The organism is Nocardiopsis sp. iso_40, assembly GCF_056173285.1.
This window is the reverse complement of record NZ_CM149666.1, coordinates 2,775,326-2,790,424: the sequence shown is the minus strand read 5'-3', so window position 1 is coordinate 2,790,424 and position 15,099 is coordinate 2,775,326. Positions and strand designations below refer to the sequence as shown.

The following is a 15,099-nucleotide window of genomic DNA, read 5'->3' as shown; positions in this document are numbered from 1 at the left end:
TACCGGGCCAGACGCTGTGCCGGGGAACGTGCGTGGTGTCCCCGGGGTGGGCGCCCGCCCCGGAATGGGGAGGGGCGGGCGCCCGGTTGTCGGGTTCGCTACTGCGGAACGGTTACTGGACGGGCGGGTAGGCGTTGGCCAGCAGCTCCTGGAACTGGTCGGAGAACCAGTGGCCGGCGACCGGCGCGTCGGGCAGGGCACCGCTCATGTTGTTGCCGTTGCGCGGGTTGCCCTCATAGGTCGGGTCGCACATCCGGTCGAAGCCCTTGCCCTCGTCGTTGGGGATCTCCTCGCTGGAGCCGTCCGACTCACCCGGGGGCTTCATCCACACGTAGGCGTCGATCCCGGGCTCGGGAGCGGTGGTGGGACGCTCGCCCAGTCCGGCGCCGGACTGGTTGCACCAGTTCCCGGACTGGATGCGGCGGTCGATGCGGCCGCCGTCCACGTAGGCGTTGACGTCGGTGGTCGGGCCCGCGCTGGTGGGCCGGTCGGGGCCGCCCCAGCCGTTGCGGGAGGTGTCGATCAGCATCCCGATGCCGGAGTCGAAGCCCTGGGAGACCAGCTCCTCGCGCAGTCCCTGGGCGAAGGAGAGCTCGTCGAGGTAGTTGTTCCAGTCCACCCAGTCGGACTGGCGCACCGGCGTGCCGTTGACGGTCTCACCGATCGCGAAGTGCTCCTCCTTCAGGGCGGAGTAGTTGGCGGTGTTGGCGATGAAGCCGTGCACGTCGTCGGGGGTGGCCCCGTTGGCGTTGGCGGCCTCGTGGAACAGGGCCGCGGAGGGTGCGAAGTTGTCCTCCCAGCCGATCCAGCCGTGGTGGCCGGCGTCCACGTAGTTGTAGACGTTGTCGATCGCGCCGAGCTGGCCCAGGGCGTAGCCGACGCCCTTGACGTAGTTGCCGTTGGCGAGCATCTCGTCGCACTCGGGCGTGGCGGTCTCGCGCGGGGAGACGTTGGTGACCAGGTTGGGCAGCGAGTCGATCTCGACCGTGGTGACCACCCGCAGGGAGGTGTCCTCGTAGTCGGCGAGGATGTCGGCGATCGGGTCGATGTACTCCGCCTCGTAGCGGTCGATCTCCTCGGGGCCGAGTTCACCGTTGGAGGCAAGGGCCGCGCAGTCGCGGCCGGGCAGGTTGTAGATGACCAGCTGGAAGACCAGCGGTTCACCCGCGGCCTGCTCCACCGCCTCGTCGAGGTGGTCACGCAGTCCCATGGACCCGGTGGTGGGGCTGTCGTTGCCCTCGATGGCACTGATCCGGTCCATCCACACACCGGTGGGCTCGTCGGCCACGGCCTCGCCGCCCGGCTCGGCGGCGGCGTTGGCGGACCAGATCGGGTTCACGTAGACGTCGGCCCCCACGTAGGGGTTGTCGACGCGCTCACCGGGGGTGGGGTCCGGGTCGGGATCCGGGTCCGGGTCCGGGTCGGGCCCCGGGTCCACGCTGCCCTCGCAGAGCACGCCGTTGAGGCTGAAGTCCGTCGGGACGGCGTTGTCCCCGGAGTAGGAGGCCTGGAAGCCGAAGGAGGCGGTCCCGTCCTGGGGGATCGTGCCGTTGTGTCCGGCGTCGGTGACCGAGACGCTCTGGCCGGACTGGCTGTGGCTTCCTCCCCAGGCGTTGCTGATCTGCTGGTCGCCGTCGAAGGTCCAGTCCAGGGTCCAGCCGTCGACCGTGTCTCCGAGGTTGGTGATCTCGACGTCGGCGGTGAAGCCGGAGCCCCAGTCATTGAGTTGGTAGTCGACCGAACAGCCGGTGGCCGCTGCGGCCGGGGCGGAGGCGGTGAGTGCGGCGGTGGCGCCCAGAAGCAGCGTGGAGGCCGTGGCGAACACGCGGCGCGACAGGGTTCGGGGGTTGTCGGAGGGGGGTCTGCTCATCTGTGTTTCCTCGCGTAGGGGGAGTGCCAGGATCGTGAGCCTGCGGGGAACGTCGCACGGGTCCCGGAGAGGTCGGGAAGGCGACGGGGGTGTGGCCACTCGGCCGGGTGACGCGTTCTCCCGAGCCGGGTCCTACACCTGTCGGTCGTGGTGCGGTCCAGACTGCGTGGCCGGGAACCCCGTTTCGGGAGCGCTCCCATGCAACGCTTTCCGGAAAGTTAACACCATTGAAAACCGACTGCAATGGGTGATGAGAAGAAACCTCTGCGAAACCCCTACCAGGGCGCGGGAAGGCGCTGCCCACCGGCCCCGCCCGATACCCGCTCCCGCCGGTGGTGACCGGCGGGAGCGGACGGTCAGGCCCCCAGGCCGGACATCAGGTCCGCGAAGGGCGTCGGCTCCTCGTAGGGGTCGGCCGCGGCCGGCGTGCTCTCGGTGGCGAGCAGGGCCAGCTGCCGGGCCGCCCGCGCGATGCGCTCGGACAGCTCGCGCCCGCCGCCCTCGCCCGAGCCCCAGTCCTCGGAGGCGGCGTAGACGCCCGTGGGCACCACGACCGAGCGGGTGTAGGAGAACATCGGGCGCAGGGCGTGCTCCAGCACCAGCGAGTGGCGCGGGCTGCCCCCGGTGGCGGCCACCAGGACCGGCTTGCCGTCCAGGACACCCGACTCGACCACGTCGAAGAACGACTTGAACAGGCCGCTGTAGGAGGCGTTGAAGACCGGGGTCACCGCGATGATCCCGTCCGCCCCGGCCACGTCCTCCAGGACCCCGGGCAGTTCACCGGTGGGCACCCGGGTGGTCATGGCGTTCATGATGTCGTGGGCCAGCTCGCGCAACTCCACGACCCGGACCTCGACCTTCTCCCCGCGGTCGGCCAGCGCCTCCTCCGCGGCGGCGGTCAGCCGGTCGGCGAGCAGGCGGGTCGAGGAGGGGTTGCTGAGCCCCGCCGTGACGGTGACGAGCTTGCGGGTCATCACTGGGCCTCCGTGTTCGTGGTCGCGCGCTCCCTCTCGGCCAGGAGCGAGGGGTGCGTGGGCGCGTCGGGTACGTGCGCGGGCTTCCTGGCGGCGAACTCCCTGCGCAGCACCGGGACGACCTCCTCGCCGAGGAGGTCCAGCTGCTCCAGGACGGTCTTGAGCGGCAGGCCCGCGTGGTCCATCAGGAAGAGCTGGCGCTGGTAGTCGCCGAAGGACTCGCGGAAGCCCAGGGTGCGGTCGATGACCTCCTGCGGACTGCCGACCGTCAGCGGGGTCTCCCGGGTGAACTCCTCCAGGGAGGGACCGCCGCCGTAGACCGGGGCGTTGTCGAAGTAGGGCCGGAACTCCCTGACCGCGTCCTGGGAGTTCCTACGCATGAACACCTGGCCGCCGAGTCCGACGATCGCCTGGTCGGCCTTGCCGTGTCCGTAGTGCTCGAAGCGGCGACGGTACAGCGAGATGAGCTTCTTGGTGTGGGTCGCGGGCCAGAAGATGTTGTTGTGGAAGAAGCCGTCACCGTAGTAGGCGGCCTGCTCGGCGATCTCCGGGCTGCGGATGGAGCCGTGCCAGACGAACGGCGGAACGCCGTCCAGCGGACGCGGGGTGGAGGTGAAGCCCTGCAGCGGGGTGCGGAACTTGCCCTCCCAGTCGACGACGTCCTCGCGCCACAGGCGGTGCAGGAGGTTGTAGTTCTCCAGCGCCAGCGGGATGCCCTGGCGGATGTCCTGCCCGAACCAGGGGTAGACCGGTCCGGTGTTGCCGCGCCCCATCATCAGGTCCACCCGGCCCTCGGCCAGGTGCTGCAGCATCGCGAAGTCCTCGGCGATCTTGACCGGGTCGTTCGTGGTGATGAGCGTGGTGGAGGTGGACAGGATCAGCTTCTCGGTCCGAGCCGCCACGTAGCCGAGCATGGTCGTGGGCGAGGAGGCCACGAACGGCGGGTTGTGGTGCTCGCCGGTGGCGAAGACGTCCAGGCCCACCTCCTCGGCCTTGAGGGCGATCCGCACCATCGCCCTGATCCGCTCGCCCTCGGTCGGCGTGCGCCCGGTGGTGGGGTCCGGCGTCACGTCGCTGACCGAGAAGATTCCGAACTGCATGGCACGCTCCCCGAGTTTGTTTCCTAAGAAGTAATTTCCTGTGAAGCTATCATGCCCGAACAGTCGGCCCCAAACAGGTATTCCCTCCACACGCGCCGACCACCCGGGCCGAGGGCCCGGGCGGTCGGAAAATCGCTGGTCAGACAGAACGCCGGGGGATCACGGCACTCCGGGTCCGCGAGCGCCGCGAAGCCGGGGAGAAGGCCGACCGGCACCGCCGGGGCGGTCGCGGCGGATACCGACGGCGCCCCGATGACAGTCGGTGACGTCCCGGAGGGCGCTCCACACGAGCGGTTCCGCACCCCGTTGTTCATCCACAGGCACACTCCGTACCCACCGAATGTCACCGCCGCGTGCTATTCCTGAGAGGGCAGGCACCCCGACCGTCACCGGGGGTCGACCCCGGCGGAGTACGCGAGGAACGAGTAAGGAGGAGGGCGCCCCGCGGGCCGCGCCCGACACCCCCATGGCCACCACCCTCGACCCCCGACGGACCCCACACCCCCTCCCCCGCCAGCGCGAGAGTGAACAGGGCACCGGTGAACCGGTCGTGCTCGCCGACGCCCTGGGCGACGTCATGGCCGCCCTCACCGAACTGGACCCCGACCTGGTCACCGTGCACGAGGCGGGCCGATAAAGGGATCCCGGGCGCGGACGCCCGGGCTGCCACGTCCGACACCCGGATGGAACCGGGACCTCAGCCGGGAACGTCCCCCACGGGGTGGTCGACCCCCTCGGAGGACCCGGACAGGAAGGAACGCACCGGTTCGATCCCCCCGCGGATGTGCGCGGTCAGCTTCTCGGTCCTGAAGGGCCGAGCTTGCAGCTCTAGCTCACACCTGGAGGGTGGATGCTAGACAGCGGGACGCGAACTCCGCCTCCACCCGGAAGCGGGTGACGTGGCCCTCGCCGTCGCGTGGCGGGTTCCACTCCCGGGCGATCCGGTTCGCGTGGTCCTCGTTCGGGACCGGGTAGAAAATGGGCTGTTCGGGCAGGCGGGGCGGCCACTCCCGCCAACCGGAATCGCGGAGCAGGGCGGGTTCCGCAGGCCCGGTCGGCCGCCAGGGGGGCATCAGTTCGGACATTCGCGCCTCCCTGTGCGCCAGGGCCGGAGGGGAGCTTAGGGATTCCGTGCCCGAGTCCGCACCCGCTTTTTACCGGACCGGATGAAAATCGGCTGCCAGGGCGGGAACACCAGACACAGACGAAGCGTTCTCACAGGTGAAGCGCCCCAGAGCGACCCCGACCCCAACAATCCCACCAACGTCTGTGCGTAGCTTCGACATCACCTCAAGACCATGCGCGGTTGTACGCGTTCGTGTCGGCAATGGGGGTTTCCGACACGAAACCATCGCTACAACCGCCTTCCCAGCGGCCAGACCGCACCTAGTGCGTAGGCCGCGCGGTCGGGTCCCACGTTGGGGGACGTGGGACCCGGCCAGACCTAGCGAATACGAGTGCTCGTGTCGTAAATGGGGGTTTCCGACACGAAACCATCACCGTATTCGCCTCCCAGCGGCCCCCGCACTCAGTGCACGGGCCGCGTGGCCGGTTCCACGTTGGGGGACGTGGAATCCGGCCGGACTCCGGGGGGCGCGCCAGACGGCGCGCCCCCCGTTTTCGTGTCCGGACCCGTCCGGATCAGGGCTGTTCGTGGAAGTCGATCAGGGTCACGGAGCCGAACTCGACCTCCGACTTCCTGTAAGGACCCTCCGAGTCGCCCAAAGTAAGGACCGTGGACTCCTGGCAGGGTCCGTAAGCGTAGGAGGGCACAGCGAAACCGTTGTCGTCGATCACCTCGCGCCAGAAGCGGCCACAAGCCATCATGTCGTCGATCTGCACGACGCTACCGAAAACACCTCTGGCTGCATGCAGGGACTCGACCCGGTCCGGGCCCGTGTTCCTGTCCTGCCGCAGCTCCGCCACGTCCATCGCGTAATCGCAGTCCACGTCCCAGCCACTGGCCTGGACATCCCACACCTTCTCCGCGTCCTGGCCCCCGGCCCAGCCCGGCAGGCGCACGGTTCCACAGATCGGGGCATGCACGACGGTCCAACCGAAGTCCTCGTTCTCGGCCGCCCACACCTGGGGGTCCTCCAGTGCCGTCTCGCCGTCCACATCCTCGAAGTCGACCCGCACCTCCCAGCGATCAGTGGTGTACTCGGCCCGTACCAGCGCGCCCTCCCCGTCGAGTTCGACCCGGCCGACCGCCTCTCCCTCTACCAAGATCCCTCCGTCCAGGAGTTCGAGCACGGTGGACCCCACGTAGACCCGTTCCTGGCCTTCCACCGCCTCAACTCCTTCGGTCTCGGCCAGGGTCCGTATCGGCTCAGTGACCAGGGTTGCGGCGACGGAGTCGACGTCCACGCCGGAGACACTCTCCAAAGGCGCGGGCGAGTCCTGCCATAGGCCGTGGTCCCCTTCCTCACCGAAGTCGAGATCAATCAGCGAAAAATCGACTGTCAGCTCCTGGGGCGACTCCTCCCACAGCCCGGGGGCCTCCTCGCGCGATGCGTACACGTACAGTTCGCCCTGGTGGTTGGCCACGGCCGTGGTCCCCGGTCCCATCACCGGCCCCCGGATGAGGAAGCTCTCGCCGTCGGCCGAGTACAGGTACTCCTCCTCGCTCCGGCTGTCCGCCACCACCTGGTCCACGGGGGTCCCGGTGCGTTCGGAGACCTGTTCGGCGTGCTCCCGGGAGAAGGCCCGCTCGACCCGGGCGGTGAACCCCGGCCCCTCCTCCAGCAAGCCCGCGGCGGCGGCGACCGTCTCCGACGGGTTCTCGCTCACCTGCTCGTAGACCACGAAGCCGCCCGCCGCCAGTCCGGCCACCGCGAGCAGGCCCGCGCCCGCCAGGCCGATCTTGGACGTGGCGACCCCGCTCAGCACGCCGCCGGTGGTCGTGCCCGTCCCGGCGGCACCGCCGCTCGCGGCGCCACCGGCCCCTCCGGCGGTCGCCGTTCCCGAACCGGCCGCGATGGTACCCGCCGCTCCGGTTCCACCCGCCGTGCCTGCGCCGGCGGTTCCGGCTCCTGTGGCGCCTCCGGAGCCCAGGGCACCCGAACCCAGCGCGCCCGAGCCCACGGCGCTCGCACCCAGGCCGGCCGCGGAGGCGATACCCAGCGCGGCCGCCCAGCGGGCGGGGTCGTGGCCGGCGTCGTCCACGCCGCGCCAGTAGTCGCGGAGCATCCGGCGCAGAACGTTCGCCGTGGTGACCGGGCCCCGCTGTCCCCCCTCCCCCTCCTGAGGCTCGGGCAGCAGGGAACGCACCAACACCTCGGAGCTCGGACGCCGGGCCGGATCCACCGAAAGCGCGGCCCGCACCAGGCCCAGCAGGTCCTCGGGCACACCGTCGACGTCGTACTCGCCCTCGCGCACCCGGCGCGCCTTCTCCCCCGCGTCACCGGTGCCGAAGGGCTGGCGACCGGTGGCGGCCAGCGCCACCAGCCCGCCCCAGGCGAACACGTCGGCGGCCGGGTCCGCGGCCGCTCCGGAGTAGCGTTCGGGAGCCGACCAGCCGGGGGTCCCGTAGGAGGCCGAACCGTCCTCGGAGCGCTCGGTGCCGATCTCGACCGCGATGCCGAAGTCCACGATCTTCGGGCCGTCCGGGGACAGGATGACGTTGCCCGGTTTGATGTCGCGGTGGGCGATGCCCGCCGCGTGCAGGGCGGCCAGGCCCTCGGCGGTGCCCAGGGCGAAGGTGCGGAGCATCTCGCCCTCCAGCGGACCGAACGCGCGCACGTGGGTGCGCAGATCGCGGCCGGGAACGTAGTCGAAGGCCAGCCACGGCACCGCCGCCCCGGTGTCGGCGGCGTGCAGGCGGGCGGTACTGATCCCGTCGGCTCGCCCCAGCATCTCGACCTCGCGGGCGAAGGCGTCCCGGAAGCGGGGCTTGCGAGCGAAGCCGGCGTGGACGGTCTTGACCGCCACGCACACCCCCTGCCCGTCCAGGGCTCCGTAGACGGCTCCCATGCCGCCCGAGCCGATCCGCCCCACCACCCGGTAGGGCCCGATCCCGGCCGGGTCGCCCGTCTCCAGTGGTGCGAGCCCGGGAGGCGGGGAAGTGTCAGGGGAAGTGGACATCGTTGCCTTTCAGGAGGAGGTGGGTCGAACGGGGCGGGGGACTCCGCCCGGGCAGTCTGACGCCGCTGCGTCTTCGAAGGTTCGTGCGGGTTACGGGGATTCGGTGACTCATCGGTGGTTCGAGTGGGCGCTGCCCGGTCGATCACGGGGCGGGCCGTGCGGCGGTACGATGCGCCTGCGTGGGAGGGGGTCGAAGTGGCGAACGGCGTCAGGGGCGGCGGGACGCCAGGCGGGCGGCCGACGATGGCCGACGTCGCGGCGCACCTGGGTGTCTCCCGGCAGTTGGTCTCGCTCGTGCTGGGCGACCGGCCGGGTCCCAGCGCGGCCACCCGGGAGCGGGTGCTGCGCGCCGCCGAGGAACTCGGTTACCGTGCCGACACCGCCGCCCAGCTGCTGCGCCGGGCGCGCAGCCGTCAGCTCGGCGTGCTCTTCACCATGGAGCACCCGATGGACGCCGACCTGGTCGAGGCCCTGTACCCGGTGGCGGCCCGGTTCGGCTACAGCGTGGCCCTGAGCGCCATGCTGGCCAACCGCACCGAACGCCAGGCGATCGACGAGCTCGTGGGGTTGCGGTGTGAGGCGCTGGTGCTCATCGGGATGTCCGCGCAGGCCCCGGAGGACCTGGCCGGGGTCGCCGAGCGGGTTCCCGTGGTGGAGATCGGGCAGCGTACCAACGCGAGGGGGACCGACAGCGTCCGCACCGACGCCGTCTCCGGGGTGCGCCAGGCGGTCGCACACCTGGTCGGCCTGGGCCACCGGCACATCGCGCACGTGTACGGCGGTGATCTGCCCAGCGCCCCCGAACGCCGGACCGGTTACCTGGAGGGCATGCGGGAGCACGGCCTGGGTACGTACGCCGACCTGGTCCCGGGCGCCTACACCGAGGAGTCGGGGGCGCGCGCCGCGGCGGCGCTCCTGGCCCGGGACACGCTGCCCACGGCCGTGGTCTGCTGCAACGACCAGTCCGCTCGCGGCCTGATGGAGACCCTGCTGCACGCGGGGCGCTCCGTGCCGGGGGACGTGTCCGTGGTGGGTTACGACGACAGCCGGGCCGCGCGGCTGTCGTTCCTGAACCTGACCTCGGTCCGCCAGGACGTGGCGCGGATCGCCGAGCTCACGGTCGGTGCGGCGGTCGAACGGTTGGAGGAGGGCCGCACCGAGAGCACCCACGTGGTCCTGCCGACCACCCTCACGGTACGGGGCAGCACCGCTCCCCCCCGCTCCTGAGTTCCGTTCCCGGGCCTTACGGGCCGGGCCCGCGCACCTAGGAGGGCAGCGCTCGGCCTGCCCGGGGCGAGACAGATCACGTGCCGCACCGTTGGCGATCGGCGGACATCGGTGACATCCTTGATTTAGCACGTGCTAAATCACTTTGCGCGGACCCCCGGAGCCCGTCCACGGGCCCCGTTCCGCGGGCCGGGCGCGCCTCGGCCAACGGCCCCTCACCCACGCCACCGGTTCCAGGAACCCCGACGCCTCCGCGCGAGCGCCTCCCACCCGCGAGGCCCGCGGCACGGAGCCCCGCACACACGACCCACCGCCCGGAAGGGGGCACAGCCATGCCTCTGGCCCTGCTCGCCCTGGCCCTCGGGGCCTTCGCCATCGGCACCACCGAGTTCGTGATCATGGGCCTGCTGCCCGAGGTCGCCACCGACCTCGGCGTGCCCATCTCCACCGCCGGTTACCTCATCTCCGCCTACGCCCTGGGGGTGGTGGTCGGCGCTCCCCTGCTCACCGCCCTGGGCAACCGCCTGCCGCGCAAGACCCTGCTGATGGTGTTCATGGGTGTCTTCCTGGTCGGCAACCTGGCCACCGTGGTGACCGGCTCCTACGGTGCGGTCTTCGCCTCCCGGGTGCTGGCGGGGCTCCCGCACGGCGCCTACCTGGGCATGGCCGCGCTGGTCGCCGCGCACATGGCGGGTCCGGCCCGCCGGGCGACCGCCGTGGCCCGGGTGATGCTCGGCCTGACCGTGGCCAACATCGTCGGGGTACCCGCCGGAACCCTGCTCGGACAGCTGGTCGGCTGGCGGGCCGCCTTCCTGGTGGTCGTGGCCCTCACCGCCCTGACCATCGCGGGTGTGGCCCTGTTCGTGCCGCACACGCCCGCGTCCCGGGCCGGCGGTCTGCGCGGGGAGCTCTCGGCGCTGCGCCACCCGCAGGTCGTCCTGGGGCTGACCACCGCGGTCTTCGGCTTCGCCGGGGTGTTCGCCGTCTACAGCTACATCTCGCCGATGATGACCGAGCTGGCGGGGATGCCCAGCACCGGGGTCCCGATCGTGCTGGCGCTGTTCGGCGTCGGTATGACGCTGGGCTCCCTGGTGGTCGGGCCGCTGGCCGACCGGTGGCTGCGCCCCACCATCTACGGCTCCCTGGCCTCCCTGGCCCTGGTCCTGGCGCTGTTCACCGTCACCGTGCACAACCCCTGGACGGCCGCGGTCACGGTGGTGGTCCTGGGCGCGGTCGGTTTCGGGGTGACCGCCCCGCTCCAGGTCCTGGTGATGAACAAGGCGGGCGCGGCCCCCACCATCGCCTCGGCCTCCAACCACTCGGCGTTCAACCTGGCCAACGCCGGCGGCGCCTGGCTCGGCGGCCTCGGGATCGGGATGGGCCTGGGCTACGTCTCCCCCGCGGTGATCGGCTCGGTCCTGGCCCTGGTCGGGCTCGGCATCGCCGTGTCGGCGGGTGTGCTCGACCGTAGGGGGCCCGCGGCCGGCTCCGCGGCCTCGGAGCCCGCCCCGGAGACCGTACGCGAGCCCGTCAGCGGCTGACCGGGACGGACCCCCCGGGGGCGGTCGCCTCCGCCCCCGGGTCAGGTCCGGTGGGGCAGGGTGCGGCTGCGCCCCCGGAACTCGGCGACGACGTCCCCGTCACGGCGGACCGTGACGTCGTAGACACCGCTGCGGCCGTGGACCACGCGCTCGACGGCGGTCGCCACCAGCACCTCGCCCTCCTTCGCCGGGGCCACGAACGTGACGTCGGCGCCCGAGGCCACCGTGACCCCGCCGCCGTCCCGGTTGCAGGCGCAGGCGAAGGCGGTGTCGGCGAGCGTGAACACGAACCCGCCGTGGGCGATGTTGTGGCCGTTGACCATCAGCGGCCCCACCGTCATCTCCACCACCGCGAAACCGTCCCGGGCCTCGACCAGGCGCATACCCAGGTTCTTTGAGGCACGGTCGGCCTCGAACATGCGCCAGGCGGTCTCGTTGCGCCCCTCCGGCGCGGGGCCGCTCATGAGTCGAAGTCCACGGTCACGGTGTCGGTCCGGGGCAGCGACTGGCAGGCCAGGGCGTACCCGGCCTCGACCTCGGCGGGGGTGAGCGCGTAGTTGCGGCGCATCGCGACCTCGCCGTCGCACACCTTGACCCGGCAGGTGCCGCAGACACCGCCCTTGCAGGCGAAGGGCAGGTCGGGGCGGTAGCGCTGGGCGGAGTCCAGGACCGGCACCCCCTGCGGCAGGGTCAGTGTGGTGGTACGGCCGTCCAGGACGACGGTGACCTCACTGGCCGGGCCCTCGACCCCGGGGTCCTCGTGCCGGGTCTGGGGCGGCGGCTCGGCGCCCTCGACGAAGAACAGCTCCTGGTGGATCCGGTCGCCCCGCACACCGTGCTCGGCGAGGACCTCCCGGGCGTCGGTGACCATCCCGTAGGGGCCGCACAGCCACCAGTGGTCGACCGCGTCGGCGGCGACCAAGGTGGACAGCAGCGCGTCCAGCTTCGCGCCGTCCAGGCGTCCGGTGAACAGCTCGGACTCGCGGGGCTCGCGGGAGAGCACGTGGACGAGTTCGAGCCGGGGGCCGAAGGAGTCCTTGAGGTCGGCCAGCTCGTCGGCGAACATCACGGTGTCGCTGCGCCGGTTGCCGTAGAGCAGCGTGACACGGGAGTCGGTCCGGCGCAGCAGTGAGGACGCCATCGACAGCACCGGGGTGATGCCCGAGCCGGCGGCGACGAGCACGTGGCGGGCGGCCTCGTCCAGGTCGGGACTGAACCGGCCGGTGGGCGGACCCACCTCGATCTCGTCGCCCGGTTCGACCTCGCGGACCAGCCAGTGCGAGAACAGTCCGCCGGGGACCAGGCGCACCCCCACCCGGGGGGCCTCGCCCACGGCCGCGCAGACGGAGTAGCTGCGCCGTTCCTCCACGCCGTCGACCACCCGGCGCAGGGTCAGCGACTGCCCCGGGGCGAAGGCGAACACCTCGGCCAGGTGGTCGGGGACGTCGAAGGTGACGGCGACGGCGTCGTCGCACAGGCGCTCGACGGCGGCCACGCGCAGCCGGTGGAACGCGGCCCGGCCGCGCGGGGCGGCGGGGGCGGTCTCGGTGACGGGTGTGGTCACGGTCAGATCTCCTTGACGTGCTCGAACGGTTCGAGGCAGGTCCGGCAGCGGTGCAGCGACTTACAGGAGGTCGCGCCGAACCGGGACAGTTCCTCGGTGTCGGCCGCCCCGCACAGGGGGCAGCGCGGGGCGGTACGGGTGGGCATCAGGGTGAGCGGGACGGGGCCCGCCTGGCGCCGGGGCGCCCCTCCGGGCGGGGATATGCCGTGCTCGGCGAGCTTGCGCCTGCCCTCGTCGGTGATCCAGTCGGTGGTCCAGGCGGGCGAGAGGGCGGTGCGCACCTCCACCCTCCCGAAGCCGGCGGCGCGCACGGCGCGGTCCACGTCCACGCGCATCTCCGCCAGGGCCGGGCAACCGGAGTAGGTGGGGGTGATCCACACCGCCGCGGTGCCGTCCTGTTCGACCTCGACCTCGCGCAGGATGCCCAGGTCGGCCAGGGTGAGCATGGGCAGTTCGGGGTCGGTGACCGCGGCGGCCGCCGCCCAGAGGCGCCGACGGGTGTCGGCGTCGCGCCCGGTACCGGTCGTGGTTACCATGTCGCCTCCGGGTGCTCCCGGGCCACGCGCTGGAGCTCCTCCAGCAACGGGGCGAGTTCACTGCTGTGCCTGCCGTCGCGCCCGGCGACACCGGCCTCGGGGAAGTCCCCGGGGGCGGGCAGGGTGGCCGTGGTCAGCACCTGGGTGAGGACCCCGTGGACCTCCTCGCGCACCGAGGCCGGGTCCACACCCGCACCCCGGTCCGCCAGGGCGGCCTCCACGGAGTGGGTGGCGAAGAGTTCGCCGGTGCGGGGCCACACGTCGGCGACGGCCTCGCGCATGCGCTCGTTGGAGTAGGGGGTGCCGTCGCCCAGGCGCAGGGCCCAGGACACGGCGTACTCACGGTGGTAGGCCAGTTCGTTGACGCCCTTGGCCGCGATGGCGGCCAGCACCGGGTCCCTGCTGTCGGCCAGGCGGGTGAACAGGGCCAGGCGCCAGGTGGAGAGCACGAGCAGCGTGGTGACGCAGCGGGCGAAGTCACCGCGCGGGATCTCGGTCAGACACACGTTGCGGAACTCCGCGGCCGGCCGCCGGTAGGCGAAGGCGTCCTCGTCGCGTCCGGTGCCGTCGGCCTGTCCGGCGCGGGCCAGCAACAGGCGGGCCTGGCCGAGCAGGTCCAGTGCGATGTTGGCCAGGGCCACCTCCTCCTCCAGTTCCGGGGCGTCGGTCACCCAGTGGATGAGGCGCTGGGACTGGATGAGGGCGTCGTCGCCGAGCATCTGGCAGTACGCCGCCAGGTCCGCGCCGTCCACCCCCTCGGGCAGGGCGGTGTCCACGCCCGCGAGCGCCTCGGTGAAGCCGGTGCCGAAGGCCCAACGGGCGTCGCCGTCGTGCTCCTCGGTCAGTCCGGTGAAAATGTTCTCGCCGCTCATGTCGTTCCTTGAAGACTCGTACTGGCCCGGTCCCGGTGTCCCCCGGACCTAGATGTGGGGGACGTCCTCGGGGATGGGGTAGAAGGTCGGGTGGCGGTAGACCTTGTCACCGCTGGGCTCGAAGTAGGGGTCCTTCTCGTCCGGGCTGGATGCGGTGATGTCCTCGGCGAGCACGACCCAGATGCTCACACCCTCGTTTCGGCGGGTGTAGAGGTTGCGGGCGTTGTGCAGCGCCATGGTCTCGTCGGGGGCGTGCAGCGAACCCACGTGCACGTGGTTCAGGCCGCGCTTGCCGCGGACGAAGACCTCGTAGAGGGGCCATTCGGGGCGGGCCGGTGTCGCGTTGTCGTTCCTGCTCATGCCGCGGCCTCCCGGGCGCTCTGCTGCTTCCTGGCGTAGGCGGTGGCGGCCTCGCGGACCCACGCGCCCTTCTCGTGGGCGGTGCGCCGGCGGGCGACGCGCTCGGCGTTCTTGGGACCGCTTCCGGAGATGACCTGTTTGAACTCGTTCCAGTCGGGCTCACCGAAGTCGTAGTGCTCGCGCTCGGCGTTCCAGGCCAGTTCGGGGTCGGGCAGGGTGACGCCCAGCTTCTCCGCCTGCGGGACGGTCATGTCGACGAACTTCTGGCGCAGGTCGTCGTTGGTGTCGATCTTGATGCCCCAGGTCATGGACTGCTGGGTGTTGGGCGAGTCCGCGTCGGGCGGGCCGAACATCATCAGGGACGGCCACCACCAGCGGTCAACGGCGTCCTGGACCATCGCGCGCTGGCCCTCGGTCCCCTCCATCATGCGCATGAGCAGTTCGTAACCCTGGCGCTGGTGGAAGGACTCCTCCTTGCAGATGCGCACCATCGCCCGGGCGTAGGGGCCGAAGGAGGTACGGCACAGCGGGACCTGGTTGCAGATCGCGGCGCCGTCGACCAGCCAGCCGATGACGCCGACGTCGGCGTAGTTCAGGGAGGGGTAGTTGAAGATCGAGGAGTACTTCTGACGGCCCTCGATCAGGCGCTCGGTGAGATCGGCGCGGTCCACGCCGAGGGTTTCGGCGGCCGCGTACAGGTACAGGCCGTGTCCGGCCTCGTCCTGGACCTTGGCCAGGAGGATGGCCTTGCGGCGCAGGCTGGGCGCGGTCGCGATCCAGTCGCCCTCGGGCTGCATGCCGATGATCTCCGAGTGCGCGTGCTGGGAGACCTGGCGGATGAGGGTCCGGCGGTAGGCCTCGGGCATCCAGTCGCGCGGTTCGATGCGCTGGTTGTCGGCGATCCGGGCGTCGAACTCCGCCCGGAGCGCCTCGTCGGCGCCGGGGGGCGCTTCCTGGGCCGTGGTCGGCATT

13 protein-coding genes and 1 pseudogene are annotated in these 15,099 nt (G+C 71.5%); 3 read left to right on the top strand and 11 right to left on the bottom strand.

Translation table 11 applies throughout. The features are described 5' to 3' along the window. Positions 1-112 precede the first annotated feature (112 nt). The 3 genes from AC0VYD_RS12065 to AC0VYD_RS12055 form a co-directional block, all read right to left on the bottom strand. Positions 113-1,870: a glycoside hydrolase family 6 protein gene (locus AC0VYD_RS12065; protein WP_475479958.1), complete on the bottom strand. Its 1,758-nt coding sequence runs from the start codon at positions 1,868-1,870 to the stop codon at positions 113-115. 356 nt (positions 1,871-2,226) lie between these two features. Further along, positions 2,227-2,844, bottom strand: coding sequence for an FMN reductase (locus AC0VYD_RS12060; protein ID WP_475479957.1), 618 nt, complete (start codon positions 2,842-2,844; stop codon positions 2,227-2,229). Further along, positions 2,844-3,944, bottom strand: a complete 1,101-nt coding sequence (locus tag AC0VYD_RS12055) for an LLM class flavin-dependent oxidoreductase (protein ID WP_475479956.1) — start codon at positions 3,942-3,944, stop codon at positions 2,844-2,846. Before AC0VYD_RS12055 ends, AC0VYD_RS12060 begins: the two co-directional genes overlap by 1 nt. A gap of 466 nt (positions 3,945-4,410) precedes the next feature. On the opposite strand from AC0VYD_RS12055, the gene AC0VYD_RS12050 reads away from it, so the two are divergent. Then, positions 4,411-4,581 (top strand): hypothetical protein, encoded by a 171-nt coding sequence (locus AC0VYD_RS12050; protein WP_473040067.1) that lies wholly within the window; start codon positions 4,411-4,413, stop codon positions 4,579-4,581. Positions 4,582-4,641: 60 nt separating this feature from the next. Here the strand turns inward: AC0VYD_RS12050 and AC0VYD_RS12045 are convergent. Further along, a pseudogene (locus AC0VYD_RS12045) lies at positions 4,642-5,029 on the bottom strand (ADP-ribosylation/crystallin J1). Between the two features lie 556 nt (positions 5,030-5,585). Beyond that, positions 5,586-8,027 (bottom strand): serine/threonine-protein kinase, encoded by a 2,442-nt coding sequence (locus AC0VYD_RS12040; protein WP_475479955.1) that lies wholly within the window; start codon positions 8,025-8,027, stop codon positions 5,586-5,588. A gap of 243 nt (positions 8,028-8,270) precedes the next feature. On the opposite strand from AC0VYD_RS12040, the gene AC0VYD_RS12035 reads away from it, so the two are divergent. Continuing rightward, positions 8,271-9,254 carry a LacI family DNA-binding transcriptional regulator gene (locus AC0VYD_RS12035; protein WP_475479954.1) on the top strand — a complete coding sequence of 328 codons (984 nt, stop codon included), beginning with the start codon at positions 8,271-8,273 and terminating at the stop codon, positions 9,252-9,254. Between the two features lie 332 nt (positions 9,255-9,586). Further along, positions 9,587-10,795 carry an MFS transporter gene (locus AC0VYD_RS12030; RefSeq protein WP_475479953.1) on the top strand — a complete coding sequence of 403 codons (1,209 nt, stop codon included), beginning with the start codon at positions 9,587-9,589 and terminating at the stop codon, positions 10,793-10,795. 41 nt (positions 10,796-10,836) lie between these two features. Here the strand turns inward: AC0VYD_RS12030 and paaI are convergent, their stop codons facing one another. Genes paaI through paaA form a run of 6 tightly spaced genes read right to left on the bottom strand, consistent with a single transcriptional unit; the run spans position 10,837 to position 15,098 of the window. After that, complete coding sequence (paaI, locus tag AC0VYD_RS12025) at positions 10,837-11,259, bottom strand: hydroxyphenylacetyl-CoA thioesterase PaaI (RefSeq protein ID WP_475479952.1); 423 nt, start codon at positions 11,257-11,259, stop codon at positions 10,837-10,839. Next, on the bottom strand, positions 11,256-12,359 hold the full coding sequence (gene paaE / locus AC0VYD_RS12020; RefSeq protein ID WP_475479951.1) for a 1,2-phenylacetyl-CoA epoxidase subunit PaaE: 1,104 nt from the start codon (positions 12,357-12,359) through the stop codon (positions 11,256-11,258). Before paaE ends, paaI begins: the two co-directional genes overlap by 4 nt. 2 nt (positions 12,360-12,361) lie before the next feature. Beyond that, the gene (gene paaD, locus AC0VYD_RS12015) at positions 12,362-12,895 is read right to left on the bottom strand and encodes a 1,2-phenylacetyl-CoA epoxidase subunit PaaD (protein ID WP_475479950.1); all 534 of its coding nucleotides are present in this window, start codon (positions 12,893-12,895) and stop codon (positions 12,362-12,364) included. Further along, the gene (paaC, locus tag AC0VYD_RS12010; RefSeq protein WP_475479949.1) at positions 12,889-13,767 is read right to left on the bottom strand and encodes a 1,2-phenylacetyl-CoA epoxidase subunit PaaC; all 879 of its coding nucleotides are present in this window, start codon (positions 13,765-13,767) and stop codon (positions 12,889-12,891) included. The genes paaD and paaC overlap by 7 nt, the downstream gene beginning before the upstream one ends. Positions 13,768-13,815: 48 nt before the next feature. Then, the gene (paaB, locus tag AC0VYD_RS12005) at positions 13,816-14,127 is read right to left on the bottom strand and encodes a 1,2-phenylacetyl-CoA epoxidase subunit PaaB (RefSeq protein ID WP_452548022.1); all 312 of its coding nucleotides are present in this window, start codon (positions 14,125-14,127) and stop codon (positions 13,816-13,818) included. Continuing rightward, positions 14,124-15,098: a 1,2-phenylacetyl-CoA epoxidase subunit PaaA gene (gene paaA / locus AC0VYD_RS12000; protein ID WP_475479948.1), complete on the bottom strand. Its 975-nt coding sequence runs from the start codon at positions 15,096-15,098 to the stop codon at positions 14,124-14,126. Before paaA ends, paaB begins: the two co-directional genes overlap by 4 nt. Position 15,099 lies beyond the last annotated feature (1 nt).

Excerpts from the sequence above, each read along its gene's own strand:
- AC0VYD_RS12065 (WP_475479958.1), bottom strand. The coding sequence starts at position 1,870 with ATGAGCAGACCCCCCTCCGACAACCCCCGAACCCTGTCGCGCCGCGTG.
- AC0VYD_RS12060 (WP_475479957.1), bottom strand. The coding sequence starts at position 2,844 with ATGACCCGCAAGCTCGTCACCGTCACGGCGGGGCTCAGCAACCCCTCC.
- AC0VYD_RS12055 (WP_475479956.1), bottom strand. The coding sequence starts at position 3,944 with ATGCAGTTCGGAATCTTCTCGGTCAGCGACGTGACGCCGGACCCCACC.
- AC0VYD_RS12050 (WP_473040067.1), top strand. The coding sequence starts at position 4,411 with ATGGCCACCACCCTCGACCCCCGACGGACCCCACACCCCCTCCCCCGC.
- AC0VYD_RS12040 (WP_475479955.1), bottom strand. The coding sequence starts at position 8,027 with ATGTCCACTTCCCCTGACACTTCCCCGCCTCCCGGGCTCGCACCACTG.
- AC0VYD_RS12035 (WP_475479954.1), top strand. The coding sequence starts at position 8,271 with ATGGCCGACGTCGCGGCGCACCTGGGTGTCTCCCGGCAGTTGGTCTCG.
- AC0VYD_RS12030 (WP_475479953.1), top strand. The coding sequence starts at position 9,587 with ATGCCTCTGGCCCTGCTCGCCCTGGCCCTCGGGGCCTTCGCCATCGGC.
- paaI (WP_475479952.1), bottom strand. The coding sequence starts at position 11,259 with ATGAGCGGCCCCGCGCCGGAGGGGCGCAACGAGACCGCCTGGCGCATG.
- paaD (WP_475479950.1), bottom strand. The coding sequence starts at position 12,895 with ATGGTAACCACGACCGGTACCGGGCGCGACGCCGACACCCGTCGGCGC.
- paaC (WP_475479949.1), bottom strand. The coding sequence starts at position 13,767 with ATGAGCGGCGAGAACATTTTCACCGGACTGACCGAGGAGCACGACGGC.
- paaB (WP_452548022.1), bottom strand. The coding sequence starts at position 14,127 with ATGAGCAGGAACGACAACGCGACACCGGCCCGCCCCGAATGGCCCCTC.
- paaA (WP_475479948.1), bottom strand. The coding sequence starts at position 15,098 with ATGCCGACCACGGCCCAGGAAGCGCCCCCCGGCGCCGACGAGGCGCTC.